This is a genomic window from Mesorhizobium sp. CCNWLY176 (assembly GCF_037153935.1).
GTDB lineage: Bacteria > Pseudomonadota > Alphaproteobacteria > Rhizobiales > Rhizobiaceae > Mesorhizobium_M > Mesorhizobium_M zhangyense.
Genome location: NZ_JBBBDZ010000012.1, coordinates 105,738 through 130,869, shown reverse-complemented (window position 1 = coordinate 130,869; position 25,132 = coordinate 105,738). Strand labels below are relative to the sequence as shown.

25 protein-coding genes are annotated in these 25,132 nt (G+C 62.4%); 13 read left to right on the top strand and 12 right to left on the bottom strand.

Features of this window, described 5'->3' with window-relative positions:
• Positions 1-155 precede the first annotated feature (155 nt).
• On the top strand, positions 156-3,320 hold the full coding sequence (gene uvrB, locus WBQ96_RS19910; protein ID WP_336553219.1) for an excinuclease ABC subunit UvrB: 3,165 nt from the start codon (positions 156-158) through the stop codon (positions 3,318-3,320).
• Positions 3,321-3,561: 241 nt separating this feature from the next.
• Here uvrB and WBQ96_RS19905 read toward each other — a convergent pair whose 3' ends face one another.
• Complete coding sequence (locus WBQ96_RS19905; RefSeq protein ID WP_336553221.1) at positions 3,562-3,918, bottom strand: DUF1428 domain-containing protein; 357 nt, start codon at positions 3,916-3,918, stop codon at positions 3,562-3,564.
• 278 nt (positions 3,919-4,196) lie between these two features.
• On the opposite strand from WBQ96_RS19905, the gene WBQ96_RS19900 reads away from it, so the two are divergent.
• Positions 4,197-4,793, top strand: coding sequence for a YdeI/OmpD-associated family protein (locus tag WBQ96_RS19900; RefSeq protein ID WP_336553223.1), 597 nt, complete (start codon positions 4,197-4,199; stop codon positions 4,791-4,793).
• A 10-nt stretch (positions 4,794-4,803) separates the two neighbouring features.
• Here WBQ96_RS19900 and WBQ96_RS19895 read toward each other — a convergent pair whose 3' ends face one another.
• Positions 4,804-5,451, bottom strand: coding sequence for a glutathione S-transferase family protein (locus WBQ96_RS19895; protein WP_336553225.1), 648 nt, complete (start codon positions 5,449-5,451; stop codon positions 4,804-4,806).
• 178 nt (positions 5,452-5,629) lie between these two features.
• Here WBQ96_RS19895 and WBQ96_RS19890 point away from each other — a divergent pair, with 178 nt between their 5' ends.
• The 3 genes from WBQ96_RS19890 (at position 5,630) to WBQ96_RS19880 (ending at position 8,107) form a co-directional block, all read left to right on the top strand.
• The gene (locus WBQ96_RS19890; protein ID WP_336553227.1) at positions 5,630-6,067 is read left to right on the top strand and encodes a VOC family protein; all 438 of its coding nucleotides are present in this window, start codon (positions 5,630-5,632) and stop codon (positions 6,065-6,067) included.
• Between the two features lie 1,171 nt (positions 6,068-7,238).
• Positions 7,239-7,658, top strand: coding sequence for a hypothetical protein (locus WBQ96_RS19885; protein ID WP_336553229.1), 420 nt, complete (start codon positions 7,239-7,241; stop codon positions 7,656-7,658).
• Positions 7,659-7,852: 194 nt separating this feature from the next.
• Positions 7,853-8,107 carry a hypothetical protein gene (locus tag WBQ96_RS19880; RefSeq protein WP_336553231.1) on the top strand — a complete coding sequence of 85 codons (255 nt, stop codon included), beginning with the start codon at positions 7,853-7,855 and terminating at the stop codon, positions 8,105-8,107.
• A 95-nt stretch (positions 8,108-8,202) separates the two neighbouring features.
• Here WBQ96_RS19880 and WBQ96_RS19875 read toward each other — a convergent pair whose 3' ends face one another.
• Complete coding sequence (locus WBQ96_RS19875; RefSeq protein ID WP_336553232.1) at positions 8,203-8,718, bottom strand: Kazal-type serine protease inhibitor family protein; 516 nt, start codon at positions 8,716-8,718, stop codon at positions 8,203-8,205.
• A 399-nt stretch (positions 8,719-9,117) separates the two neighbouring features.
• Here WBQ96_RS19875 and WBQ96_RS19870 point away from each other — a divergent pair, with 399 nt between their 5' ends.
• The 3 genes from WBQ96_RS19870 (at position 9,118) to WBQ96_RS19860 (ending at position 10,647) form a co-directional block, all read left to right on the top strand.
• Complete coding sequence (locus WBQ96_RS19870; protein ID WP_008835623.1) at positions 9,118-9,330, top strand: cold-shock protein; 213 nt, start codon at positions 9,118-9,120, stop codon at positions 9,328-9,330.
• Positions 9,331-9,707: 377 nt separating this feature from the next.
• A complete protein-coding gene (locus tag WBQ96_RS19865) occupies positions 9,708-9,920 on the top strand; it encodes a cold-shock protein (RefSeq protein ID WP_018428999.1) in 213 nt (70 codons plus the stop codon).
• 289 nt (positions 9,921-10,209) lie between these two features.
• The gene (locus WBQ96_RS19860; protein WP_336553241.1) at positions 10,210-10,647 is read left to right on the top strand and encodes a BA14K family protein; all 438 of its coding nucleotides are present in this window, start codon (positions 10,210-10,212) and stop codon (positions 10,645-10,647) included.
• Positions 10,648-10,727: 80 nt separating this feature from the next.
• Here the strand turns inward: WBQ96_RS19860 and WBQ96_RS19855 are convergent, their stop codons facing one another.
• From WBQ96_RS19855 to WBQ96_RS19840, 4 genes are all read right to left on the bottom strand, one after another.
• Complete coding sequence (locus tag WBQ96_RS19855) at positions 10,728-11,270, bottom strand: L,D-transpeptidase (RefSeq protein WP_336553443.1); 543 nt, start codon at positions 11,268-11,270, stop codon at positions 10,728-10,730.
• A 63-nt stretch (positions 11,271-11,333) separates the two neighbouring features.
• On the bottom strand, positions 11,334-11,639 hold the full coding sequence (locus tag WBQ96_RS19850) for a hypothetical protein (RefSeq protein ID WP_337035918.1): 306 nt from the start codon (positions 11,637-11,639) through the stop codon (positions 11,334-11,336).
• A 147-nt stretch (positions 11,640-11,786) separates the two neighbouring features.
• Positions 11,787-12,764, bottom strand: coding sequence for a murein L,D-transpeptidase family protein (locus WBQ96_RS19845; protein WP_336553444.1), 978 nt, complete (start codon positions 12,762-12,764; stop codon positions 11,787-11,789).
• A gap of 166 nt (positions 12,765-12,930) precedes the next feature.
• Positions 12,931-15,282 (bottom strand): heavy metal translocating P-type ATPase, encoded by a 2,352-nt coding sequence (locus WBQ96_RS19840; RefSeq protein WP_336553244.1) that lies wholly within the window; start codon positions 15,280-15,282, stop codon positions 12,931-12,933.
• Positions 15,283-15,458: 176 nt separating this feature from the next.
• Between WBQ96_RS19840 and WBQ96_RS19835 the strand changes: the two genes are divergently transcribed.
• Entirely contained in the window at positions 15,459-15,872 is a 414-nt protein-coding gene (locus tag WBQ96_RS19835; protein WP_336553246.1) for a MerR family transcriptional regulator, read from the top strand.
• Between the two features lie 178 nt (positions 15,873-16,050).
• Here WBQ96_RS19835 and WBQ96_RS19830 read toward each other — a convergent pair whose 3' ends face one another.
• The 5 genes from WBQ96_RS19830 to WBQ96_RS19810 all read right to left on the bottom strand — a co-directional run bounded on the left by WBQ96_RS19830 (position 16,051) and on the right by WBQ96_RS19810 (position 20,953).
• Positions 16,051-16,860, bottom strand: a complete 810-nt coding sequence (locus WBQ96_RS19830; RefSeq protein WP_336553247.1) for a formylmethanofuran dehydrogenase subunit C — start codon at positions 16,858-16,860, stop codon at positions 16,051-16,053.
• On the bottom strand, positions 16,857-17,765 hold the full coding sequence (fhcD, locus tag WBQ96_RS19825) for a formylmethanofuran--tetrahydromethanopterin N-formyltransferase (protein ID WP_336553249.1): 909 nt from the start codon (positions 17,763-17,765) through the stop codon (positions 16,857-16,859). The genes WBQ96_RS19830 and fhcD overlap by 4 nt, the downstream gene beginning before the upstream one ends.
• Positions 17,753-19,384 carry a formylmethanofuran dehydrogenase subunit A gene (locus WBQ96_RS19820; RefSeq protein WP_336553251.1) on the bottom strand — a complete coding sequence of 544 codons (1,632 nt, stop codon included), beginning with the start codon at positions 19,382-19,384 and terminating at the stop codon, positions 17,753-17,755. The genes fhcD and WBQ96_RS19820 overlap by 13 nt, the downstream gene beginning before the upstream one ends.
• Positions 19,378-20,460 carry a tungsten formylmethanofuran dehydrogenase gene (locus WBQ96_RS19815; RefSeq protein WP_336553253.1) on the bottom strand — a complete coding sequence of 361 codons (1,083 nt, stop codon included), beginning with the start codon at positions 20,458-20,460 and terminating at the stop codon, positions 19,378-19,380. Before WBQ96_RS19815 ends, WBQ96_RS19820 begins: the two co-directional genes overlap by 7 nt.
• Before the next feature lie 100 nt (positions 20,461-20,560).
• Positions 20,561-20,953 carry a 4a-hydroxytetrahydrobiopterin dehydratase gene (locus WBQ96_RS19810; RefSeq protein WP_336553255.1) on the bottom strand — a complete coding sequence of 131 codons (393 nt, stop codon included), beginning with the start codon at positions 20,951-20,953 and terminating at the stop codon, positions 20,561-20,563.
• A 160-nt stretch (positions 20,954-21,113) separates the two neighbouring features.
• Between WBQ96_RS19810 and WBQ96_RS19805 the strand changes: the two genes are divergently transcribed.
• From WBQ96_RS19805 to mch, 4 genes are read left to right on the top strand one after another with little or no spacing between them, the layout of a single operon-like run.
• Complete coding sequence (locus tag WBQ96_RS19805) at positions 21,114-22,082, top strand: beta-ribofuranosylaminobenzene 5'-phosphate synthase family protein (protein WP_336553257.1); 969 nt, start codon at positions 21,114-21,116, stop codon at positions 22,080-22,082.
• A 41-nt stretch (positions 22,083-22,123) separates the two neighbouring features.
• Entirely contained in the window at positions 22,124-23,020 is an 897-nt protein-coding gene (locus tag WBQ96_RS19800) for an NAD(P)-dependent methylenetetrahydromethanopterin dehydrogenase (RefSeq protein ID WP_336553258.1), read from the top strand.
• The gene (locus tag WBQ96_RS19795; protein ID WP_336553260.1) at positions 22,998-24,128 is read left to right on the top strand and encodes an ATP-grasp domain-containing protein; all 1,131 of its coding nucleotides are present in this window, start codon (positions 22,998-23,000) and stop codon (positions 24,126-24,128) included. The genes WBQ96_RS19800 and WBQ96_RS19795 overlap by 23 nt, the downstream gene beginning before the upstream one ends.
• A complete protein-coding gene (gene mch / locus WBQ96_RS19790) occupies positions 24,125-25,081 on the top strand; it encodes a methenyltetrahydromethanopterin cyclohydrolase (protein WP_336553261.1) in 957 nt (318 codons plus the stop codon). The genes WBQ96_RS19795 and mch overlap by 4 nt, the downstream gene beginning before the upstream one ends.
• Positions 25,082-25,132 lie beyond the last annotated feature (51 nt).

The window sequence follows — 25,132 nt, the reverse complement described above, 5'->3', positions numbered from 1 at the left end:
CGGGATAGCGCAATCGGGCTACATCGGCCGCAGCTTGATTGTCGCGTCAAACCACTGCCGACTCCTGACACCCTACTGTCAGCAGCCGAACATTGCGCCTGCCTTTCATCTACCTTTCTCTTTTCATTTCTCCGGACTCCCACCATATTCCGGTCATGGCCAAATCTCCCGACAAGAAATCGCCGCGCGAAGCGGCTGCTCGTGACGACCGTCCGGCGAAGGGCGTGCGCCGCAGCGCGCTGACCGATTTCATGGACGCTGCCGAACCGCTGGAGCGCAAGGGCTTTTCCGAAGCGCCGCAAGCCGAGTTCACCGGCGCACCATTGAGCGGCTCGATTTCGGACTGGGCAGAGGAGATTTCGAAGGAAGCCGAAAAGGCAAAGGCCAAGCCCAAAAAAGTCCCCGAACGCTCCTCCGCCCCGACCAAATCGGCGCGCGGCACCTCCATGGGCGGCGCAGCCACCGCCCGTGAACGCTCGGCGGCCGGCCTCAACCCTGTTGCCGGCCTCGACATTTCGCTGGAAGACGCCGAGAAAATGTCGGCGTCGGGCGGCGTCACCGCCACGGTCGCGGCGCTTTCCGCCCTGATCGAATCCGGCAACCCGCTGCACAAGAACGGCGAGATGTGGATTCCACACCGCCCTGCCCGCCCGGAAAAATCCGAAGGCGGCCTGGCGATTAAGATGGTGTCCGACTTCGAGCCGGCCGGCGACCAGCCGACCGCGATCAAGGATCTGGTCGAAGGCGTCGGCAACCATGACCGCACGCAGGTTCTGCTCGGCGTCACCGGCTCCGGAAAAACCTTCACCATGGCCAAGGTGATCGAGGAGACGCAGCGCCCTGCCTTGATCCTCGCACCCAACAAGACGCTGGCAGCCCAGCTCTATTCGGAGTTCAAGAAATTCTTCCCCGAAAACGCGGTGGAGTATTTCGTCTCCTATTACGATTATTACCAGCCGGAAGCCTACGTTCCGCGCACCGACACCTTCATCGAGAAGGAATCCTCGATCAACGAGCAGATCGACCGCATGCGCCACTCGGCGACGCGCTCTCTGCTGGAGCGCGACGACGTCATTATCGTCGCCTCGGTTTCCTGCATCTACGGTATCGGCTCGGTCGAGACCTATACCGCCATGACCTTCCAGATGACGGTCGGTGACCGCCTCGACCAGCGCGCGCTGCTCGCCGATCTCGTCGCCCAGCAATACAAGCGCCAGGACATCAATTTCGTGCGCGGCTCGTTCCGCGTGCGCGGCGACACGATCGAAATCTTCCCGGCCCACTTGGAAGACAGCGCCTGGCGCATCTCGATGTTCGGCGACGAGATCGACAGCATCACCGAATTCGACCCGCTGACCGGCCACAAGACCGGCGACCTGAAAAGCGTAAAAATCTACGCCAATTCGCACTATGTCACGCCGCGCCCGACGCTTAATCAGGCGATCAAATCGATCAAGGATGAGCTTAAGGGCCGCCTGGTCGAACTGGAAAAGGCCGGCCGCCTGCTGGAAGCCCAGCGGCTGGAGCAGCGCACCCGCTTCGACCTCGAAATGCTGGAGGCTACCGGCTCCTGTGCCGGCATCGAGAACTATTCGCGCTATCTCACCGGCCGCCGCCCCGGCGATCCGCCGCCGACTTTGTTCGAATACATCCCCGACAACGCACTGGTTTTCGTCGACGAAAGCCACGTCACTATCCCGCAGATCGGCGGCATGTATCGCGGCGACTTTCGGCGCAAGGCGACGCTGGCCGAATACGGTTTCCGTCTCCCCTCCTGCATGGACAACCGCCCGCTGCGCTTCGAGGAATGGGACGCCATGCGCCCGCTTTCCGTCGCCGTTTCGGCCACCCCCGGCGGCTGGGAGATGGAGGAAGCCGGCGGCGTCTTTGCCGAGCAGGTCATCCGCCCGACCGGCCTGATCGATCCGCCGGTGGAAATCCGCCCGGCGAAAACCCAGGTCGACGATGTCGTCGGCGAAATCCGCGAAACGACCAAGGCCGGCTATCGCACCCTCGTCACCGTGCTGACGAAGCGCATGGCCGAGGACCTGACCGAGTATCTACACGAGAACGGCATCCGCGTGCGCTATATGCACTCCGACATTGACACGCTGGAGCGCATCGAGATCCTGCGCGACCTGCGCCTCGGCGCGTTCGACGTGCTGGTCGGCATCAACCTGCTGCGTGAAGGCCTCGATATTCCCGAATGCGGCTTCGTCGCCATCCTCGACGCCGACAAGGAAGGTTTCCTGCGTTCCGAAACCTCGCTCATCCAGACCATCGGCCGCGCCGCGCGCAACGTCGACGGCAAAGTGATCCTATATGCCGACAACGTGACGGGCTCTATGGAGCGCGCCATGGCCGAGACGGCGCGCCGCCGCGAAAAGCAGGTGGCCTGGAACGAAGCCAACGGCATCACCCCCGAAAGCGTCAAGTCGCGCATCTCCGACATTCTGGATTCGGTCTACGAGAAAGACCATGTCCGCGCCGACATTTCGGACTTCGCCGCCGACGGCAACATGGTCGGCAACAACCTCAAGGCCCATCTGGAAGCGCTGGACAAGCAGATGCGCAACGCCGCCGCCGATCTCGACTTCGAGAAGGCCGCCCGCCTGCGCGACGAGATCAAGCGCCTGCGCGAGATGGAACTGGCCGTCTCCGACGACCCGCTGTCCAAATATGCCGACATGGAAAGCCCGGTCTCAGGCCGCGAAAAAGGCAAGCACAACAAGGGCCGCGCGATCCACCGGGCGGTCGACGACAACGCGCCCTCCCCGCAGGAAGAACGCACCAGGCAGCGCGCCGCCTCGGGCCGCTCGCTCTTTGCCAAGCCCGAGCTGGACGAGATGGGTGCCGATGGCGCAAAGCCGCTCGGCAAAACGCCGCCGTCCAAGCCGCTCTTCGCAAAACCCTCGCTCGATGACATGGGACCAGGCACCGACGCGACGACGCCCGCCGGCGCAGTGTCGCGCTCGCTGTTCAAGAAGCAGTCCGCCCAGGAAGCCCACGGCGCCGACTATGGCCTGCCCGACGATGCCCACAAATCCCTCTTCAAGAAGAACTCCCTCGACGAAATGACCGTCCGCCGCACCGAAAAGCCGGTCGAAGGCGTCAAGCCGGCGAAGCCGTCTTCCTCTCCCCTTGTGGGAGAGGACAGTTCGCCCCGTGAGGCGAAGCCGAGCGGTTCGGCGAACTTGGTGAGGGGTGACGACGCCAAACCCATCAACCGCGAACGCGCCGGCATAGGCTCCTACGAAGACCCCACTGACGCCCGCCGCCAGAAGCGCCGCCCCGGCAAGACAGGCCGGCCGGGGCATTAGCGACATGGCAACCAAGTGGCGAGAACCGGGGATTTGGGCAGCGATGGCGATGGGCCTTGGCATTCTGGGCGTGATGTTCTTCGGTTGGAGCGATCCGGTAGTCGCTCCAGAGGCTAACTGCTTGAACGTGACGGTTGCAGCCGCCGAAAACCTCTGCGAACCAACAGTCGCGACGCCCTAGAACGACAACTGCCTCCCCAAGGGCCGGCCGGGGCATTAGCATCCGGCCGGGCGCCACGCCCTACCCGAGCGCCATAAAGCTCTGGAACCCGCCAAAGATCATGCGCTTCCCGTCGAAGGGCATGTCGGTCATGAATTCGTTCATGCGTGTGTCCGCCTGCACCTTCTTGTTGATCGCATCGCGGTCCTCGCGCGACGCATAGACGACCCATGCGAAGATGACGACCTCGTCGTCCGTGGCCTGCACGGCGCGCGGAAAAGAGGTGAGCTCACCATAGGGCACATCGTCGCCGATGCATTCCACATAGGCCAGCGCGCCATGCTCCATCCACACGTCACCACCCACTTTTGCCATGGCCTTGTAGGCATCGATTTTGCTCTTCGGCACGGCAAGCACGAACCCGTCGACATAAGACATTACGATCTCCTCTACGGTTTGACGTCCAAAGGACGTTTCATCGAGGCCGATTCCGACATTGCTTCTTCATTTTTCTGGTTCCTCGCCAGCGAGCGAGGCGAAGAAGAAACAGCGCGGTCTCAATCCTCCAAACTGATTGCTTTTCACAACCAGTACGGTAATGCCATAACCGATATTGTTTTGCAAGCAGTCTATTGTTTGAAAGAAACGAATTTGCGGTCTATGCCTGCACGAGCACCGCTTGGCGCAGAGTCTTCCGCACAGGAGCATACCGGCCGATGGCACCCTTCAAGGTCGATCCGGACAAGGTTCACGCATTCGAGACTGCCGAGGCGTTCTATCGCTGGCTCGAAAAACATCACGACAGCGAAGACGAGGTCTGGATCAAGATTCACAAGGTGAATTCCGGCCTGAAGTCCATCACGCCGGTCGAAGCCATCAATGTCGTGCTCTGCTGGGGCTGGATCGATGCGATCCGCAAGGGCCTCGATGAAAAGAGCTTCCTGCAACGCTATACGCGGCGCGGCAAAAAGAGCATCTGGAGCCAGATCAATGTCGACAACGTCGCCCGCCTGATCGAGGAAGGCCGCATGACCGCGTACGGCCTGCGCGAAGTCGAAGCCGCCAAGGCCGACGGCCGCTGGGACCGCGCCTACAGCAGTAAGGACATGAAGATCCCCGACGATCTTCAGGCAGCGATCGATGCCGAACCAAAGGCCAAGGCGATGCTCGCAAAACTCAGCGCGCAGAACCGCTTCGCGCTCGCCTTCCGCACCCACAACATGAAAACTGAAGCCGGCCGCAGGAAGAAGATCGCCACCTTCGTCGACATGCTCAAGCGCGGCGAAACGATCTACCCGCAACGGGAGAAATAGCGGACCTTTGTCAGCCGGCCGTTGGCTTGTTCACCGCCAGCTGAGCATCGTAAGCGCGCTTGTATGCGGGCCGTGCTTCGCCGCGGGCAACATAGGCGGAAAGGTTCGGATATTCGTCCAGCAAGCCCGACGCTCTCAACCTGAGCAGCACCGAGACCATCATCAGGTCGCCCGCGCTGAACGCGCCATCGAGCCATTCGGCATCGCCAAGACGACGCGAAAGTTGGCTCAGCCGGTAGCGGACGCGATCCTCGACGAGAGGCATGCGCTGCGCGGACCAGGACTTGTCGCTCTCAAGGATCCTTGCGGTTACCACTTCAAGGATCGGCGGCTCCACCGTATTGAGCGCCGCGAACATCCAGGTGATCGCGCGCGCCCTAGCATTCGCATCAGCCGGCAGCAGGCCCGCATGGCGCTCCGCGATATGGAACACGATCGCCCCCGTCTCGAACAGGCCGAGATCGCCTTCCTCGTAGGTCGGAATCTGCCCGAAAGGGTGAAGCGCCAGATGTGCCGGTTCCTTCATCGCACCGAACGAAACAAGACGAACCTCATAAGGCTGACCCACTTCTTCCAGCGCCCAGCGAACGCGCGTATCCCGCGCCAGACCCTTGCCGCCATCGGGCGACCGCTCAAAGGCGGTAATCACAATCGTCATCGCCGTTCTCCATAGCTTGTCCGTCTTGAAGACGATTGGCCAGACGAGATGCCGACACCCCCTGCTCGATATACCTGTTGCCGACTTTAAAAAATTCCCCGCCCCTGTCGGTTTCCGTCCTCCTCGTTCGTCATAGTATCAGCCGTCCGCGGCACAACCCGAACGACAGGAGCTTTTCATGTCCGAAGCAAGCGCACAGACCCTCGAACAGCCGGCCCCGAAAGTGCTTGGCGGCCTCATCGCCTATCTGCAGGTCGACGGCGCAATGAAGGTGGCCGAGTTCTACGCCAAGGCTCTCGACGCCAGGCAGGTCTTCACCGTTCCGCCGGACGAGCAGGGCCGTACCATGCATGTCCATCTCTACATAAACGGCTCGTCGCTGATGCTGTGCGACGCCTATCCCGAGCATGGCCATCCGCATCAGGCGCCGCAGGGCTACACCATGCAGCTCATTCTGGAGAACGACACCATCGACACATGGTGGGACCGCGCGGTCAAGGCCGGTATGGAAGTGATAACGCCGCTTCAGGTCATGTTCTGGGGCGACCGCTGGGGCCAGCTCCGCGACCCCTTCGGCATCAACTGGGCCATGAACGCGCCGGTGAAACAGGCCTGAGCGCTTTTCCCTGCCCTGAGCCCTTTTGTCTTCCCTCATCTGAGCTGTTGAAGGATGAGGGAAGGACTGCGCCTCTCCGCAGTCATCCCGGAAACCGGAGCGAAGCGCAGGTTATCCGGGGCCTATTGGCCGGAACATCGTCAAGCACGGCCCGGTCCCGATATTGACGCGCGTTCAGTCCCGCTGAAGCTCTTCTCCGTTCCGGCATGGATTCCCGACACTCTCCGCTCGTTCCTCGCTCACGAGGTCGAGAATGACGAGCTTGTTGTTTGCCCGGGCGGCAAGCCGCCGACGTTGGAGATGAGCCGAGCTTGTTGGTTGCCTTGACCGCAAATCGTCCAAGATTCTTAGTTACGTGCTGGCAACTCACTAATGCCGAAGATTGGCGACAAGCCCTAAATGCAATTCGTCATTCTCGACCTCGTGAGCGAGGAACGAGCGGAGAGTGTCGGGAATCCATGCCGGACCATCGATGAAGGCTACAGCGGCGCAGAACTGCCGAAGCTGAAACCAGCGGAAACTGGGGGAAATAGATTCACTTATTTTCCACTCAACCCATTGTTTTCGCTCACACCGCACATTTTTTCACGCCCGATTTATCCTCACCCCAAACACCTCTCGCATAATCCTCCCATCGCTCCTGCGGGACCGGGTCTGGAACCGGGATCAAGGGGGAGTGGCGGTGACCTCCCGCCCTGGTGTGGTAGCCAGGGACCCGAGGGCTCGACACAGGCCGGCGTGGAACGAGCACGGCGCAAATGCCACTGCCCAAAACCATGCGGAGAACCCGCGGCGTCTTGTCCATGGAATGTACATGGAGCGGGCGTTGTGACCGGCCGACTTCGGGACAGATACCGAGCGGGGCGCGGAAGTCGCGCCACGTACTAAACATTAGGAAGGCACGGCCAAGCGCCCCGCTTCCCGATCTTTGACAATGGCCAGACGGTGAAAACCGGGCGTGGCGAAGATGAAGTGCGCCTCTCCTTCTCCCTTGTGGGAGAAGGTGGCCGACCCGAAGGGGAGGTCGGATGAGGGGTGTTGGACGGAATGCCAGCGCCTCATTTCTTCCAGCACCCCTCATCCGTCTTGGCGCTGCGCGCCAATCCACCTTCTCCCACAAGGGGAGAAGGAAAGGCGCCGCCCCTCAACCAACCCCAAAGGAGAAACCCACATGCCCGAAATCACCAACCGCCCCTACCCCGACTACCGCATGATGGAGATCGAAAAGACTGTCGGCGAACTCCCGGCAATGATCGCCGCGCTATTTGCGCCGCGCGAGTGGCCGCGCAGCGAGATGCTGGCGCTGCTGCATTCCATGGCGACCGATGCCGGTATTCCGGAAAAATGCGAAGACGCCGCCTGCCGGCGCAGCGGCATCTGCCGGGCCGGGACGCTCGGCGAGCAAGGTCCACCCTGCGGCGCGCATTGGCCGGACGCGCTGGTGCAAAGGTTCGAAGGCGCCTGCGAGGGTATGGCTCTGTCCTGGATACTGGAAGAACGCCGCGCCAACCGCGCCCGCAACGCACTGCTACCGCCGCAGCCCGCGCAGCCCAGGGCCAGGAAGAAACGGCCTGTTTCCACAGCGCGTTAACCTTACAGCGATGTTACGAAACGTGAGGAGAACACTCCGCTTAACACGCCGTTAAACTGGGCCGCGCGCATCATGCTTGCCGAAAGCCGAATTCGGCCTTCGGCAAGCATGAGACGCAGATTCGAGAACCTTCGGCGTGGCCTGCGTCCAGATGGGCGGCGGCGCCGTGACGATATAGTCGGAGACGTTTTTTCATGACGAAATTTCCGCCCACCGCCTTTGCCCTCATCCTGTCGGCAGCAGCCGGCTTTGCCGCCACGAGCGCCGCCATGTCTCCGCCGCGGAGCATCGAAGACGAGAGCCAGGCAATTGCGGACGGCGGTTGCCATTCCGACAATCCCACGCATCACGCCTCGGAACGGGAGCGCTCGGCGCGGCATTTTCATCGCGGCCCCGATTGCGCCCCGGTCGAGCGAAGGCTTCATCGCCATGGTCGGCAGGCCGAATGACATCGCGTCAACATCGCCTGATGACGATAGCCAGAAAGGCCATCGACCGCACCCTGCCGGTCATGTCCGGCAGGGCAGAGTCAGGAAGTGGCCTCTCAGCAGGGGCCGTTCTGGTCGACGATGCGGTAGTCGGCCGCGCGTGCCTCGCAGGCATTGCCAAAGGTGCGGGTGCTGCCGCGACGGGTGGCGCAGACCGGCCTGTAGTCCTGGGTGCAGAAGGCCTGCTCAGGGTCGGGGCGTGGCGGGCGCGTGCCCGGACCGGGGTATTCTGGACGCGGCGGGCGCGTGCCCGGGCCGGGATATTCTGGACGGGGCGGCCGTGGTCCCATGCCACCGCCACCATCGTCGCCACGACACTGGCCGTCGCGGATCACACGGTAGCCGGCGCGGTCGGCTTCGCAGGCGTTCGGGAAGGACTGGCGGTCACCACCCCTGCGAGCGCACACCGGCTGGTATTCGCGGGTGCAGAAGCGAGGACCCGGCTCCGGGCGCGGACCGGGATAAGGTCCCGGGCCGGGGCCAGGTCCCTCAACCACGGTACAGGCCGAAAGCATCGCCGCGCCGACGATCGCCGCGCCGCGGCGCGAAAACAATGTCGCAAAGAAATTCATGACCTCTCCCTTGGCCCCGTCCCCAAAGCAACGGCTGTCGCTGCTTTTCGATCCTCGCAACTTTGCCGCTAAATGCAATCCCCGGCGTTGCGGAATACCCTGCATGGGACTGATTTCGTTAGGCTTTGCAAAGCCCCTGTTTTTCGGCCCTTCGCCGGCGTCTTGCCAGCATCACGTTTCCGTGCAATAAATTTTGTGTTCGGGCGTTTGCTGACCCGGAGACTGGAACGTTTTGCACGAGCCCTTTCCCCGACACTGTGAATCTCTGACAGCCCCGTTCATTGGCGGGGGGTTTTGCCATGCGCCAATGCATGACCGCCAAGCAGCCACCAACTCGGCCTCCGGCGCCAGACGGAAGACCGGGACTGACCAACGAAACGGGTGAAGGAGTTCTCCCCAATGTCCCAGAGCGGAACCGTAAAATTCTTCAACGCAACCAAAGGTTTTGGTTTCATCACGCCTGACGGCGGCGCCAAGGACGTGTTCGTCCACATCTCCGCCATCGAAGCGTCCGGCCTGCGCACGCTGGTCGACGGCCAGAAGGTCACCTTCGACGTCGAGCCTGACCGCATGGGCAAGGGCCCCAAGGCGGTCAATCTCAGCGCAGCCTGAGCCCTTCTGCCATCCCGGCGATGGCATTCGAGCTTTTTTGAAAAAGGCGGGACCTCGCGGTCTCGCCTTTTTTGTCCGCAACTGTCACCGGACAAAATTCCGCCTGCGGTTAGAACCGCTGGCGGGCGCAAAAACTTTTGCTTGCCCCAACCGCTAAAATAATGGAGAAATTTCGGCTTCGGGCATTTGCCGGCCCGGAGACTGGAATGGCCTGCACCGGGGGGTTGCTGCAAGGTTCTCCCGGCTGGATCGCGAAACGAGAGGGCCTCGGCAGAGCCCCGGCGCGATAAACTGTTTCTTCTCCTCCCGTAAGCGTCCGACAGCATGGGATTCGTCCCGGCTGAACTGGACTATGAGGGGATAATAAGGAGTTTCCCATGCCGCAGACCGGCACTGTCAAATTCTTCAACCATGCCAAAGGCTTCGGCTTCATCACGCCTGACGACGGCGCGAAGGATGTCTTCGTCCACATCTCGGCGGTACAGGCCTCCGGCCTTCCCGGTCTCGAGGATGGGCAGAAGGTTTCATTCGACACCGAGCCGGACAAACGCGGCAAAGGTCCCAAGGCGGTCAATCTGACGGTCGGCTGAGACCCGTCAGCCTGCCCGGGCTTCAGCCCCCGCAGGCGCCTGACGCCGTCGGCATTGCCCGCACGGCGGCTCTACCAGGTTCGAATGTCCTGGCCGCGCGGCCGGGACAATATGGCAAAGTGGCCCGCATTTGCCTGACATGGCGCATCCGCTGCCAGATTCACCGAAACTGGCAAATCCTTAACTAAGACATAAAAGCCGTTCAGCCTGCATTCAGGTGCGGTGTCCTATTTCTCGTCTCAACGCTTGGCCCGCCCCTTAAAATCGGGCTCGCGTGAAGGAGACCAAAATGAATCGCTTTCTCAAGACCGCCATCCTTGGCACCGCTGTGGTCGCAACCACGCTGACAGCCTTTTCGGCGGCAAATGCAGACGATCGCTGGCGTCATCACCGGAACCATGGCGGCGACGCGCTCGCGGCCGGTGTTCTGGGTCTGGCAGTCGGCGCATTGGCCGTCGGCGCGCTGAATACACCGCCGCCACCGCCGCGCGACCGCTATTATGAGCCGGACTACAGCTACGGCGAACCGGACTACACCTATGTCGAGCCGCGCCGCGTCTATCGCGAGCGTCCGCGCCGGGTCTACGTTCAGGAATACGCAGCTCCGCTGGAGCCGTGGTCGCCAGCCTGGTACCGCTACTGCGAGGGCCGCTACCGCACCTTCGACGCACGGTCGGGCACCTATGTCGGCTATGACGGCCAGGAGCACTTCTGCAACGCCGGCTAATCCAGCCGCAAACGGATAAAAAAACGGCTCCCCGTGCAATCGCATGGGGAGCCGTTGGTGTTTTGGGCTTCCGGTTCTCGTCAGAGAACCACGACAGCCGCGCCAACCGGCACCCGCTCATAGAGGTCGGCAACGTGGTCGTTGACGAGCCGAATGCAGCCGTTTGAAACAGCAGTCCCGATCGTCCAGGGCTCCGTCGTGCCATGAATGCGGTAATAGGTGTCACGGCCGTTTCGATAGAGATAGAGCGCCCGCGCACCGAGCGGATTGCCGGGCCCGCCGGGGACACCGTTGGAGTACTTGGCGTATTTGTCAGGCTGACGCTTGATCATGTTGGCGGTCGGCGTCCAGCTTGGCCATTTCGCCTTCCGGGCAATTTCGGCCTTGCCTGACCAGGCAAGCCCCGCGCGGCCGACCCCGACACCGTAACGGCGCGCCACGCCGAACCCCTCGACCAGATAGAGGAACCTGTTTCGCGGGTCGACCACGACGGTGCCGATCGGATAGCCGCTTGGGAAATCAACCAGCTGCGGCATGAATTTGGGATCGATTGCGAATTGTTTTTTTGGTTTCGCAGCCAGTGCTGCCTCTGGTGCGATTGCGCTAGCCGCCAAGCCAAGCATGAAAACACGACGATTGAACATTGTTGCCTCTTCGAAGACCGTGACTGTGAGATGATTTGACGATCAGTCTCTTCGAAGATTGGGCGGCTTGTCGGAAACCGGCCATATTGCGATGACCGCGGGTGAGTCGGCCATGAGACTCGCCAGGGGCGCCGCTGGAACCGCACCTTCGTCCGGTTCGTCGACAGTATGGGTCATATCGATCTTGCAGAATGTCTTGCGCGGCGGACGGCCTTCCTGCTCATCGCCGTCCGTTTGGCCGTCCGATAAAACAGCCTCCGCAAGCTGCTTATCGGCGCATGGCCGTGCCAATTCATGGGGTGAGGCGGAAAATGCAATGCGGCCCACAGCGCCGGCATGCATCGTCATGACCAGCGCCACGACGAAACCCACAACGCATCGCAGCAGCATATTACCCATGCTTCGTACTATCGATGAAAACCCTGTCCGACAGGTTAGCGCGTGATCAAAAAGACGTGAATAACAGTCAAATCAGCGGTTTGGCCTATTCCGAGATCACTCGTCCGGAGTGTGCGGATCGGCAAGTGCCGCATCGGGCCGGCTGATCGGCACCAGTGTGCGCGAGGTCTTCTTGGCAAGCTCCTTGGCGCCATTGCGCTGCAGGATGGCGCGGAAGCTCGGATGCATGCCACCGTCCGAATAGGCGTGGGCCGTGATAGGGGTTCCGCTGCTCATCGCCGTTTCCATGGCGCGCATCTCGGCGTCGCGTTTGGCGAGCAGGGCCGGCTCTTCCATCGTCGTCATGGGCGGGCAGGCAGCCAGCGGATCGGTTGGCTCTCCTCCCGCGAACTGCGCGTCGAAGACATAGCGACGCCCGCAGGCGGAAATCGTCGGCTGGCGGCGCGACACTTCGAAAATGTCGTAGCCTTCCTTGAGGTTCTTCCAGAACTCGATGTTCGGATCGCTACGATACTTGGCCATGTTCTGCGCCGTCATGCGGAACGGAAAGGCCTGGACCTGGAAGGATGTCTGTCCGCCCTTCAGCGCCTCACGGGCAACCGCGTAGATTTCGGCGACGCCATCGTCGGTCATGGCGTAGCAGCCAGAAGACGAGCAGGCGCCATGCACCATCAGCGCCTCGCCGGTGTAGCCGAGCGCGCTTTCCAGCCGGTTGGGGAAACCGAGATTGAACGACAGATAATATTGCGATTTCGGGTTAAGCATCGATGCCGCGATGGTGTAAAAACCCTCGGGCGCCTGGCGGTCGCCGTTGCGGACCTTCGGACCGAGCTTCCCGGACCAGCGGCACATCGGATAGGTCTTCAGCAATGCATAGCGGCCGCTGCGGGTGCGCTTCCAGATCTCAAGTTCGCTTTCCTGCTTGAAGATGCGCACGAGGATCGGATCAGACGGCTTCATCTGCTTGGCATTCATCTGGCCCATCAGCTTGGCCGGTATCGGCTGGATCGCCCTCTTGTCGACGTCGAGCACGCTCGACACGCAGCCCGAAAGGACTGCCGAGAGTGTCACCATCGCAAAAAGAATCGCAAATCTACGCAGCAAATCCAACCCAATCCGTCCAAGGAAACCCGTCACCCAGCCTCGACCTGCCATAATTGTGTGGCAGAACTGCGAGCATGGCGGTTCATAACATCGCTGCCATTGTTGGTCAGCATGATTAACGAAGAGTTGATCGCCGTCAGCCCTGCACCCGCTTCTCTCCTGCGTTGAGCAGCCGCAGCGCATTGCCGACGACCAGCAGCGAAGCACCGACATCGGCCGCGATCGCGCCCCACATCGTGGCGATGCCGAATGCGGTCAAGGCGACGAACAGCGCCTTCACGCCGAGCGCGAAGACAATGTTCTGGCGGATGATCGACATTGCCCGCCTGGAGTGGCGGATCAGCCACGGCACCTTGGAGAGATCGTCCGTCATCAGCGCGATATCCGCCGTTTCGATCGCCGCATCGCTGCCGATCGCGCCCATGGCGATGCCGAAATGCGCCCGCGCCATCGCCGGCGCATCGTTGACGCCGTCGCCGATCATCGCAACCATCGCATGGCGCCTGGTCAGCGCATCGATCGCCTCGACCTTCTGCTCCGGCAGCAATTCGGCGCGCACCGTGTCGATGCCGACAGCCTGCGCCACAGCGTTGGCGGCGGCGCGATTGTCGCCGGTCAGCATGACGACTTCTTTCACGCCCTCGGCATGAAGCACCGAGAGAATCGCCTTCGCTTCCGGCCGAATCGTGTCGGCAAGCGCGATGATGCCGCAAAGATGCTCATCATTGCCGATGACGACCGTGGTCGCACCCGCATTTTCCAGTTCGGCAATTCGTGCCGCCACCGCATCGTCGGCCTGCCCGCGTTCCACTGCGTAGCGCCAGGAGCCCAGCCAATAGGTCTTGCCATTGAACGAACCTTGCACGCCTTTACCCGGCAAAAGCTTCACGTCCTCGGCGGCAACCGCCTTGACCTTCTTCGCAGCGAGATACTGCGTGACGGCCTTCGCCAGCGGGTGCGAGCTTCTCGCTTCCAGCGCGCCAGCCCTTTGCAACAGCTCTTCCTCGGAATGGCCGGAAAGCGGAATGACGCGCGTCACCTGCGGCTCGCCCTTGGTCAGCGTGCCGGTCTTGTCCATGGCAAGTGCGGTGAGCTTGGCCGGCAGTTCGATGAAGGTGCCACCCTTGATGAGCACGCCGTTGCGCGCGGCGGAAGCCAAAGCTGCGACGATGGAAACAGGCGTCGAGATGACCAGCGCGCAGGGGCAGGCAATGACCAGCAGCACCAGCGCATTGTAGAACCAGGCGTCCCAAGCCCCGCCAAACAGCAGCGGCGGCACCACGAAAACCAGTAGCGCCAGCACCATCACTGCCGGCGTGTAGACGCGCGCGAAACGCTCCACCCATTGTTCCACCGCCGCGCGGCGGCTGTGCGCGTCCGACACCATGCGGATGATGCGCGCCAGCGTCGTGTCAGTGGCAACCTTGGTCGATTCGACCTCCAGCAGCCCGTCACCATTGATGGTACCGGCGAACACCTCGTCGCCGATCTCTTTCGAAACCGGAATGCTCTCGCCGGTGATCGGCGCCTGATTGACCGCGCTGGCGCCCGAAACGATGCGGCCATCGAGGGCAATGCGGTCACCGCCGCGGACGATGAAGCGACTGCCGACGGCAACTTCGGCCGCCTTCATTTCACGCTCGCCATTGGCGTCCTTGACCCGCACCACCGGCGGCGCGAGATCGAGCAAGGCCGACACTGCATTGCGCGCCCGCCCGACGCTCCAGCTTTCGAGCAGAAGCGACAGCGCAAACAGGAAGGCGACGGTAGCGGCCTCGAACCACTCCCCGATGATCAGCGCGCCGGCAACCGCAACCATCATCAAAAGGTTCATGTCAGGCGACAGGCGCTTGAGCGAATACCACGCCTTGATGGCGACGAAGCGAGCGCCGGTGATGACCGACAGCAGCAGCGCCGCCTGCTCGGCCAGCGGCGTTCCGGCAGTGTGATGGCCGCCCATGATTTCCAGGAACGACTGGCCCGGCGAAGTCGCGACATGCACGGCAAAGCCGGCAAGCAGGAAGATGCCGCTGAGCGCGGTGAAAAGCTTCTGTTCGCCAAGCCGCGCATCCTTGGCCGGCGGCGCGCCCTCCTGCCACGGCTCGGCCTTCAGGCCAGTCGCCGCGACCGCCGAGACGATCGCGGCATCACGCACCAAACCGGCGCTGTCGAGGATCGTCATGCGGCCGTTGAGCACGTCGAAGGCAAGATGCCTGTCACCACCGACGACCGGGCCGACCGCCGTCTTCAGCATCGCAACTTCCTCGGCGCAATCCATGCCGAAGACGCGAAAGCTGCGGCCGGAGGCTTTCTGTGCAGCCGTCGGCGCCTCCGGCAACGGACCGTGATCGTGGTCATGACCATGGGAATGCCCATGGTCATCATGCTTGTGCGAATGTTCGATGATTTTCGCATGCCCGGAATGGTCATGACCGCAGCAGGACGCGGGTTCAACGGCGTGAGAATGGGTGGTTTTCCGGGCAGACATGGTTCGGCTCCTGTTCAGTCAGAAGCGGCGTAACATCTATAGCAACTAGAGCTACAAGAGGCTTTTTGCCGTTTTCTAACATTTTTCATCCTCGACCTGCGTCGCTCCCTGAAGCTTGACCTGCGTCGAGAAAGGCCCCACATCTCCAGAGACTAGAGCTATTCAGGGAGTCAAAAATGCTGACCATCGGCGACCTGTCGCGCAGGACCGGCGTGAAAATCCCGACCATTCGCTACTATGAGCAGATGGGCTTGATCGCGGCCGCTGAGCGCTCCGAAGGCAACCAGCGCCGCTACACGCGTGAGGAACGCGACCGCCTCTCCTTCATCCGCCACGCCCGCGACCTCGGCCTGACCATCGAGGCGATCCGGGAATTGATCGAGCTAAGCGCCCACCCCGAGCAACCCTGCGCCGAGGCCGACCGCATCGCCGCCGAGCAATTGCTGGCGGTGCGCGAGAAGATCGAAAAGCTGAAGCGGCTCGAAAGCGAGTTGGAGCGCATAACCAGCCATTGCCACGGCGATCAGGTCAAGGATTGCTATGTGATCCAGGCGCTGGCGAACCACGACCTTTGCGATCACGAGCATTAGAAGTTTGGGAGTATCTCTGGTTTCGGGTTGGCGCTGCCCCTCACCTGCCTGCCGGCATCCTCTCCCCGTATAGTGACGGGGAGAGGAAGGAAGCTCCAACGCCGACGCCTCCCTCTCCCCGTTCTTACGGGGAGAGGGTAAGGGTGAGGGGCAGCGCCGATCCTCTCAGCACCAATCTCTACCGCCTAAACAATATCTCCCCCGTCCCGAACGCCGCATTATCCCCGCCAAACTTCCCCGGCGCCTTGCCAAGCAGCGGTCGCTTCAGAATGCCATCAGCCACCAGATAGCGATCCATCACCGCCGCAAAACTGCTATCCGGCGCGCCGCACTCCACGAAACTCGGTGATAGCTCCTGCGGCTGACGATCAAGCAGGATCGAGCCGCGTCGCATGAGATAGCCCGGCAATCGCCCGACGCCGCCCGTCACCACCAGCGTCCCGGCGATCATCCGCGCCCCGGCATACTCGCCGCAGCCCTTCAGCACCGCAGCAACGCCGCGCCGCATCCGGTCGCCGGCAAAAGCGCCGGCGCGTCCGCGCACGATCACCACGCCGCCATTCATGCCGGCAAGTTCACCGGCCAACGGCCCGCCGAGATAATCGCCGGCATTGCCAAAAATTTCCAGCCGCCCACCCCGCATGGAGGAGCCCGCGTGAGGACCAGCATTGCCTTCAATCGCCAGAACTCCGCCGCGCATTTGCCGTCCCGCCTGCGCACCGAGATCGCCGACCACACGGATCGTGCCATCGACAAGCCCGGTCCCGACACGATCGAACCGCTCGCTTCCACCTTCGAAAACGATGGTCTTGATGTCCCCGCCGGTAACCTTGAACAGATCGCTCACAGTCAAACCGCGCTTCGACATGCCGAGCCGGATCTTGCTGATCTCTCGCTTGTCGACACTGGCGAGCTTTTCCGGTGTCAGCGGCGAGAGATCGAGCCGCTCCGGCGGCGTTTCGCGAAGGGTGAAGGTCAGCGCTTTCACGGCAGCAAATCCTTCAGATGATAGTGGAACTTGCCGAGCTTGCCGCCATAATTGCCGGCGCTGATGCGCGATGCACCCTTGGCCGGCCCGAGCTTGGTTACCGCACCCAGTCCCGCCTTCATCGCGGCAGCCACTGCATCGCTGGTTTGCCCGTCGATGACGATCTCCAGCACCGCGTTTATATCCGCGCCGAGTTCGCTCTTCACCACGCCGCGCAGCGTTGGTGCGAAAGCGTCGTTGGTCGAGGCCGTCATGCCCTTGTATTTGCCGCCGACCTTGGAGCCGGACCGCACGACGCCTCCGGGAAACGGCATGATCGCGCCCGGCACCTTCTCGATCGCCGCGACCGCCGCTTCCGCCGCCGCAAGCGCCTTGGCATTACTTTCAGCCAGCAGCAGCAGGTTGCCGCCGCCGACTGCCTCCTTGGTCAAGCCGGTCGTCGCCTCGCAGAGGAACTCGCCGTCCATCACCGGCACGCGCCAGTAGTGCCTGCCGCCGAACTTTTTTGACACCTGCCAGCCATCGCCGAAATAGCGCAGCGCCGAACCGAGCTTGAGGTCGGCAGCGCCTTTCAGGTCGGCAAAGCAGGCGCTGCCCGGCGAGGTCAGCACGCATTGGCCAAGCCGGTTCTGCAACTGCTTCTGCAATTCGTCGGTGCTGACGGCGAAGATCATCACCCGGCAGCCCGGCCGACCGTCGGGCGTCTGCGAAGCCGTAAGCTCGACATCGATCGCCGCCTCGCAGCCGCAGCCGATGACCGATGTGGCAAAACCTGTCATCGAGATTGCCGCCTGCCGCGCCCATTTGCGGTTCGGTCCGGTGATGATGATGGCGGTCGCGCGCATGCCGAAGGCTTCCGCGAAAGTGTCGTCGATCGCCACGCCATTGACCATCAAGCGTTGCATGACACCTCGCCGAACGGTTCATCGCGCCGGATGGCGGAATCGGGAAAATCGAACCAGTCGAGCGACAGGCCGTAGCGCTCCTGATGGTATGCCTCCAGCCGCCGCACCATCGCCTTGTCCGGCGGCGGGTTGAGCCGCAGCGCCCTGCCCCAGCGATAATTCTTGATCGCGCCGTCTTCGACCACCACCTCGCCATTCTTGATAACGAAGGCGGCCTCGCGGAACATCTGCGCGATATCCCCGCCCTTGCGATAGACCGCAACGTCGGCCAGCGCGCCGGCGCCGAGATGACCGCGACCCTTCAACCCGAGCAGCCTTGCGGGTGCTGCCCGCGTCATGATCGCGATCTCCTCGAAGGTATATTCGCGATCGATCGAGCCGAGCGTGGTGAGGGTCAAAGCCTTTTGTGAAAGGTTGGCTGCTGCCGCATTGCGCGCATCGCGGCTCATCAGCAGCGCGAAGAGATCGGGATAGGCCGTGAATGGCGCGCCATTGGGATGGTCTGTGGTGAAGAACACCCGCCATGGATCGTTGATCAGGAGAAAAAGCTCCAGCCCGATCGCCCATTGCACCGAGCCGTAGAAATCGTCGCGATAGCGATACGGCACGATGCCGCCGCCATTGCCGTCGCCGTCATAGATAATAGTTTTCTTCGGGCTGGCCGTGCCGCGCGAGGTGAACTGCCGCATCACGTCCGAGGAGATCGTCACCGTCTGGCCGAACATCACCTGGCCGATGTCGATGGTCACCTCCGGCGTCGAATTCACCAGTTCAGCAAGCCGCGCGCCCTCCGAGGAGAAACGGCGCTTGCCTTCGGTGCCGTAGCCATAGAATTGCAGATGCGCCAGATGCAGCGGCACGCCCTCGGCGGCTGCGATCGTTGCAGCAGCCGTGTCGGCAGCGCCCGGCGCGCCGAGATTGTTGCAATGGACATGCAGCGGATGCGGAATGCCGAGCTTGGTCACCGCGGCCTGCAGCGTCTTGACGATCTTGCGCGAGCTGACGCCATAGGATGGCACGACATCGTCCAGCGAAAAGGTCCGCACATTCTCCTTGAAGGCGGCTGCCGCCCCGGCATTGATGACCTTCACGCCAAGCGCACGGCTCGAAGAAACCGTCCAGGCGACATAGTCCTCGATCATCTGCGAGGAAGCCTTGTCGCGGATCATCGACAGCAGGAAATCGTCATTGCCGAGGATCGCCAGCGTCGCCTTGTCGATGATCGGGATGTCGGCAAGCTCGAGATGCGTATGCAGCGCGCTGCCGGGCGACATGGCCGGCTCGACAACGGTGGTAAAACCCATCTTGGCGTAGAGGCAGCCTGTCTGGAAGGTCGACCACCCGGCATTGGAAAGCGGCGTTTCCGCCGGTCGCTGCGCGTGCGCCGCGTGGTGCTCCGGCAGAAGCAAACGCGCCGTGTTCACATTGCCGCCGCCGATATGCGAGTGGATGTCGATGGCGCCAGCCATGACGACGCAGCCGGTGGCATCGATGGTCCGGTCGGCACGCCTGCCGGCTGGGGCCTCGACAATCGCTTCATCTTCGATCCACAGGTCGCCCTTGCCGAGCCGTCCGTTGACGGGATCGACGATCTCGCCGCCCTTTATCCGCGTCAGCATGGCAGCGCCTTTCCGTCAGGCAGGTGTTCGGCAATCAGCCGCAGGACCGAGGCAGCATCCGGCAGATCAGTCGCGGCCTGCGCCTTGACGGCGGCCAGCGTGCCGATCCGGCTCGACCAGGTGACGGCATCGTGGTCGACGCCCGTTTCACCGATGGAAATAGTGACCGCCGCACCGGCGATAGGCTTCTTGCTTCTCGCCAATGCGATCAAGGAAACACCCTTCGCAGCCGCAATTCGATCCTTCGTCGCAAATATCGAGAGGTGAAGGTCGGCCTCGCCCGCCGCGAGCATCCGCGCAACGTCGAAGCGCCACGGGTCGAGCTCGGGCATCCCGCGCCCAAAACCGGTGCGCATCGGAAAGCCGGTCATCCAGGTCGAGGCGAGCGTGCTGCCCCAGCCGCTTTCGCTCGCCGGCAAATGGAGTGCCGAGGCGCGTGATTTGCGGTTGATATCGGCGATCAGCCCCTGCAGCATTTCCAGTCCGGGCAGGTCGAGCGACTGGCCGCAGAACAGGAAGACGGGGAACTTTGCCTCAGCCAGCGCCTTTGCAAAGCGCTCGAAATTCGAAACCGGCTTGGCCACCGCACGCCCGGCGCATTGTGCCCGAAGTGCCGCCAGCGTGCCGCCGATGCCCGCGCCCGCTGCCGTCAGCCGCGTCGGCTTGGCCTTGCTGAGATATGCAGCCTTGGTTTCAGCGCCGATGAGGAAAAACTGTCGGGAGACGCCACCGCCAAGGTCGGGCGCCGTGCTTGCAAGCTCTGCGACGAACTCGTGGTGATGAGCAGGCAGACTGCCCGCGATGACAACGACATCGGCCCGTCGCCTTGTCTCGCCGGGTGCGATGAACATGCCGCCTCTATCGGTGAACAGCGCTGTCTCCCGTGCCAGCGCCTCGCCGCCGATATGGTCATAGGCCGCACCGACGCGCTCGGCGAGCGCGATCGCCGCGCGCGTGCCATGCACATCCGTATCGAAACTGAAAACCGGGCTGAGACTGGACACCAAAAGCCCGGCGGCATGTTTTGCCGCCTGCGCTACAGGCACATCCCGGTCGCCGATCCACGCAACCGCCATGCTATGCTTTTACTTTCTGGTGCCGATCAGACTGTAGCCAAAAATAATTCGAGCGCAAACCCCACTCGAGACAACCGGGTGCGGACGTTTTGCCGCGCCGTCAATCGTATTTGACGTAAGCGAAGCGCTGGTCGGTGGCCGGCGTGCCTTCCAGCGCTCCGCCATCCTTGGCCGGTTGCCACTGCACGACGTCCTCGATTTTCCTGGCGAGTTCGAAATCCTTGTCGGTGATGCCCTTTGCCGCATGGTTCATCAGCTTGACCTCAACGAAGGCATAGGAGGCGGCGATATCGGGATGATGCCACGCGGCCTCGGCCAGATGGCCGACCGTGTTGATCACCATCAGCGTCGATTTCCAGCTGTGCGTCTTGTACTTTCGCCTGATCCAGCCGTTTTCGTAACGCCAGTTCGGCAGCTCCTTCTTCAGCCGCTCGGTAACCTCATCTTCGGAGTAAACCCGTTCTTTCGCAGCTTTTGTGTCATCGTCGCTCATTGCCGTCTCCGCCTGTTGCACAGAATGCCGTTGCTTCTGCATGCACGGAAAGAGCAGAGATATCCTCTTCCCCCGCTTGCTCCATCGATGAAAGCAGTTATCATGATGTCGGGCACCTAAACTTCTGTGATGCATGTATGATGCACCCACATGGGGGCAGATGTCTAATTCCGTAACGATAAAGGTGCCGGCGCGACTGCATCTCGGATTCCTCGATCTGAGTGGCGAAGCTGTACGGCGCTTCGGCAGCCTTGGGCTGCCCCTGAGCGAGCCGGAAATGGTGCTGACGCTTTCGCGCGCCGCCGAGACAGTCGTAGAGGGGCCGGACAGTGCTCGCGCCGCCGAGCATCTTGCGACACTCTGCCTGCATCTCGGCATACGCTCGCACCATCGGCTTTCGATCGAGCAGGCCATACCGCGCCATGCCGGGCTCGGCTCGGGCACCCAGATCGCCATCGCCGTTGCCGCGGCCTTGCGCACGCTGCACCGCCTGCCGCTGGAAACCGGGACAGACGCGATCCTTCTCGGCCGCGGCGAGCGTTCCGGCATCGGCATCGCCAGCTTTGAAAGCGGCGGCCTGATCATCGACGCCGGCAAGGATGACAGCGGCAAGCAGCCACCTGTGATCGCCCGCCTGCCCTTTCCGGAAGATTGGCGCGTGCTGCTGATCCTCGATTCGCACCAGAACGGCATTCACGGGTCAGACGAGATCGAGGCGTTTCGCGCGCTGCCGCCCTTCCCCACAACAAGCGCCGGCGAGATCTGCCGCCATGTGCTGATGGGCGTCATGCCAGCGATGATCGAGCACAACCTCGCAGCCTTCGGCACCGCCATCACGGCGATCCAGTCCACCATCGGTGCCTATTTCGCGCCGGCCCAGGGCGGTGTCTTCACCAGCAAAAGGGTGGAGGCCGTCGCGAACAGACTGGCGGAAGCCGGCGCCGTCGGCATCGGCCAGAGTTCCTGGGGCCCGACGGGTTTTGCCTTTGCGCCCTCGCAGGACGCCGCCGAAGCGATGGTCCGTGCCGCTGCCGGAACAGCCGAAACCGGCATGGAGATAAAGATTGTGCGCGGCCGCAATTCGGGCGCGGAGATCGCGCCGTCAGAACTCGACCTCGTTGGGAGTTGAGACGTCGAAGGGCACCACCTGAAACGTCGGAAAGACCACACATGGCCACCAAACACATTCTGCACATGCTCACGCCGCTCAGGCAGATGAGCCCCTTCGACGTAAACATGGCGGTGGATGCCGGCTTCGACGCGGTGGTGCCCTACACCGGCGTCACGCTTGCCGAAGTCACCGGCCTCGTTCAGGACGCCATCTTCTCGCGCCCGCCGGACGCTGGCGTGAACACCGGCATTTTCATTGCCGGCAAGGATGTCTCGCTGGCACTCGACATGTTCGACGCGGCAAAGCAGGCCATGGTGCCGCCCTTCGTGGTCTCGGTGTTTGCGGACCCGGCCGGTTCGTTCACAACAGCAGCCGCCATGGTCGCCAAGGTCGAGAAGGCGCTGGACAAGAAATTCGACCGCAAGCTTAAGGATACGCGCATATCAGTTTTCGGTGCCACCGGCGTCGTCGGTTTCTGCACCGCCGTCATCGCCGCCAAGGAAGGCGCTCACGTCACGGTCGTCGGCCATGACGGCCTGCAGCGCGTCGGCAAGATCGCGGCGGAAATCAAGAGCCGGTTCGGCGTCGAGGTCCATGCCGAAGACGGCTCGTCCGAAGCCAGGAAGACGGCGATCCTGGAAGCCAGCGAGGTCGTGCTGGCCGCGGCTAAAGCCGGTGTTCAGGTTATCTCGAAGGCACAGTTGAATGGGGCTGCAAAACTTCTGCTCGCAGCCGACGTCAACGCCGTGCCGCCCGCCGGCATAGAAGGCCTTGCCGTCAACGCCAACAGCGATCCGATCGATGGCGCGAGCGCCCTGGGCATCGGCGCACTCGCCATCGGCAATGTCAAATACAAGACCGAGTTCGGTTTGTTTCAGAAGATGATCGACGCCAAGAAGCCGGTCGCATTCGATTTTCAGGACGCATTTTCCCTTGCCCGCGAGATCGCAAAATAACTCCAAGGCCGTGGTCATCGCGGCAATTTCCGGCCGTGCGCTTGCAACGGCGGCGCGGCGCGCCGGCTATCGCGCGCTTGTCGCCGACATGTTCTGCGATGCTGACACGGTGGAACTGGCGGACCGCGCCATCAGGCTGCCGGGCAACCTGCACAGCGGCATCGACGGTGCGCGCATGATCGATACGCTCACGGAACTTACGGAAGGCGAAGAGCCCCTCGCCATCGTTTGCGGGTCGGGCTTCGAGCGCCTGCCCGGCACGCTCGACAGGATCGCCAAAAATTTCCCGCTTGCCGGCAACAGCGGCGACGCTGTTCGCCGGGTAAAAGACCCTGAGACTTTCGCCACCGACTGCGCGGCATTCGGCATTCCGCACCCGGAGCTGCGGCACGAGCCGCCAGTTGATCCCGAGAATTGGCTGGTCAAGACCGCTGGGGCAGCCGGCGGAACGCATATCCACCGCGCCAATGGCGACGCGGCAAAAACCGGCCGCTATTTCCAGCGTTTCATTCCGGGCAAGAGCATCTCGGCGCTGTTTGTCGGCGACGGAAGCGCCGCGCGTATCGTCGGCTTCAGCCGCCAGTTTCTGTCAGCAACCGCCAGCGCTCCCTACCGCTACGGCGGCGCGGTGCGGCTGCGCCGCTTCGACCGGAAGGATGCGGCAATGATTGGTGGTTGGCTGAACGCCCTCACCGCCCGCGCCGGCCTCGTCGGGCTTTGCAGCGCCGATTTCATTCGCAACGCGAACGGCTATCACCTGCTGGAAATCAATCCGCGTCCGGGCGCCACGCTGGACATCTTTGACACGGACGAAGCCCCCTTGATGGAAGTCCATCTTCGCGCCTCGCGCGGCGAAGCGCCTCGCCTGCCCGCATTTTCCGATTGCATGGCGTCGACGATTGCCTACACCGACCGCCCGATCCCGAATTTCCCGGAAATCGCATGGCCCGAATGGGTGGCCGACCGCCAGTTGGCCGGTTCCAGCCTCGATGCCGGCGATCCCATCTGCACCATCTTCGCAAACGGCCCCAGCGCACATGTCGCCCAACATGCCCTGAACCGCCGCGCGCGGGAATTGCAACGCCAATGGGCAGGAGACCCGTCATGAAGGACGGTTCCGCATATCTCAATGACAATGCGCAACGCATCGTTCAGGACATGATCCGCGATGCTGAACGCTTGCGTGTTTCCGTTTCGAAAGGCCCGCTCGGCGAATGCCTGATCGACGCCGGCGCGAAGGCGCAAGGCAGTGTCGAAGCAGGTCTACGCATGGCCGAGGCTGCCATGGGCGGGCTCGGTGTCATCGCCACCAATCTGGACCAGGGTTCGGACAGTTGGCCGCTCCATGTCGAAGTCCGCTCCTCGCAACCCGTCCTGGCCTGCCTCGCCAGCCAGTATGCCGGCTGGAATCTTTCCAACGGCGACTATTTCGCCATGGGTTCCGGCCCCGTTCGCGCGCTGGCACGGGTCGAGCCGTTGTTCTCCACGCTAAGCTATCGTGAGACGGCCAATGCTTCAGTGATCATTTTGGAAACAGCAAAACCGCCACCCGAAGCGGTGGTCGAAAAAGTGGCGAAGGCAACAAGCCTCGCCCCCGAAAAACTGACATTCATCTACGCGCCAACCCAGAGCATTGCCGGTGCCGTGCAGATCGTCAGCCGCGTGCTCGAGGTTGCCTTGCACAAGGCCAACGATCTCAAATTCCCGCTCGACAATATCATCGACGGGATCGCCACCGCCCCCATTCCGGCACCCCATCCGGATTTTCTCACAGCGATGGGCCGAACCAACGACGCCATCATATATGGCGGCGTGGCGCAGCTTTTCGTGCGCGGAACGGCGAAGGATGCGCAAGCGCTAGCCGACAAACTGCCGAGCAGCGCTTCGCGCGACCATGGCCGGCCCTTCGCCGACATCTTCAAGCATTTCAAAGGCGATTTTTATGCCATCGACCCGCTGCTGTTCAGCCCAGCGCAGGTACTGGTGACGGCCATCGAGACCGGCGATACGTTCAGAAGCGGCGGCCGCGATTTTGCGATGCTGGAAAAAAGCCTTGGCTGACGCATGATGCCCGGTCGAAAGCCGGCGCGAAAAGTTGCACACTGCGGCAAC

Bases quoted from the DNA above. Each gene is read 5' to 3' on its own strand.
- WBQ96_RS19900 (WP_336553223.1), top strand. From the start codon at position 4,197: ATGGCACCCTTCAAGGTCGATCCGGACAAGGTTCACGCATTCGAGACT.
- WBQ96_RS19835 (WP_336553246.1), top strand. From the start codon at position 15,459: ATGCTGACCATCGGCGACCTGTCGCGCAGGACCGGCGTGAAAATCCCG.
- WBQ96_RS19850 (WP_337035918.1), bottom strand. From the start codon at position 11,639: ATGACGATGCATGCCGGCGCTGTGGGCCGCATTGCATTTTCCGCCTCA.
- mch (WP_336553261.1), top strand. From the start codon at position 24,125: ATGAAGGACGGTTCCGCATATCTCAATGACAATGCGCAACGCATCGTT.
- WBQ96_RS19840 (WP_336553244.1), bottom strand. From the start codon at position 15,282: ATGTCTGCCCGGAAAACCACCCATTCTCACGCCGTTGAACCCGCGTCC.
- WBQ96_RS19820 (WP_336553251.1), bottom strand. From the start codon at position 19,384: ATGCTGACGCGGATAAAGGGCGGCGAGATCGTCGATCCCGTCAACGGA.
- WBQ96_RS19855 (WP_336553443.1), bottom strand. From the start codon at position 11,270: ATGCTTGGCTTGGCGGCTAGCGCAATCGCACCAGAGGCAGCACTGGCT.
- WBQ96_RS19845 (WP_336553444.1), bottom strand. From the start codon at position 12,764: ATGGTGACACTCTCGGCAGTCCTTTCGGGCTGCGTGTCGAGCGTGCTC.
- uvrB (WP_336553219.1), top strand. From the start codon at position 156: ATGGCCAAATCTCCCGACAAGAAATCGCCGCGCGAAGCGGCTGCTCGT.
- WBQ96_RS19810 (WP_336553255.1), bottom strand. From the start codon at position 20,953: ATGAGCGACGATGACACAAAAGCTGCGAAAGAACGGGTTTACTCCGAA.
- fhcD (WP_336553249.1), bottom strand. From the start codon at position 17,765: ATGCAACGCTTGATGGTCAATGGCGTGGCGATCGACGACACTTTCGCG.
- WBQ96_RS19800 (WP_336553258.1), top strand. From the start codon at position 22,124: ATGGCCACCAAACACATTCTGCACATGCTCACGCCGCTCAGGCAGATG.
- WBQ96_RS19880 (WP_336553231.1), top strand. From the start codon at position 7,853: ATGACGAAATTTCCGCCCACCGCCTTTGCCCTCATCCTGTCGGCAGCA.
- WBQ96_RS19860 (WP_336553241.1), top strand. From the start codon at position 10,210: ATGAATCGCTTTCTCAAGACCGCCATCCTTGGCACCGCTGTGGTCGCA.
- WBQ96_RS19895 (WP_336553225.1), bottom strand. From the start codon at position 5,451: ATGACGATTGTGATTACCGCCTTTGAGCGGTCGCCCGATGGCGGCAAG.
- WBQ96_RS19865 (WP_018428999.1), top strand. From the start codon at position 9,708: ATGCCGCAGACCGGCACTGTCAAATTCTTCAACCATGCCAAAGGCTTC.
- WBQ96_RS19885 (WP_336553229.1), top strand. From the start codon at position 7,239: ATGCCCGAAATCACCAACCGCCCCTACCCCGACTACCGCATGATGGAG.
- WBQ96_RS19815 (WP_336553253.1), bottom strand. From the start codon at position 20,460: ATGGCGGTTGCGTGGATCGGCGACCGGGATGTGCCTGTAGCGCAGGCG.
- WBQ96_RS19905 (WP_336553221.1), bottom strand. From the start codon at position 3,918: ATGTCTTATGTCGACGGGTTCGTGCTTGCCGTGCCGAAGAGCAAAATC.
- WBQ96_RS19870 (WP_008835623.1), top strand. From the start codon at position 9,118: ATGTCCCAGAGCGGAACCGTAAAATTCTTCAACGCAACCAAAGGTTTT.
- WBQ96_RS19805 (WP_336553257.1), top strand. From the start codon at position 21,114: ATGTCTAATTCCGTAACGATAAAGGTGCCGGCGCGACTGCATCTCGGA.
- WBQ96_RS19875 (WP_336553232.1), bottom strand. From the start codon at position 8,718: ATGAATTTCTTTGCGACATTGTTTTCGCGCCGCGGCGCGGCGATCGTC.
- WBQ96_RS19890 (WP_336553227.1), top strand. From the start codon at position 5,630: ATGTCCGAAGCAAGCGCACAGACCCTCGAACAGCCGGCCCCGAAAGTG.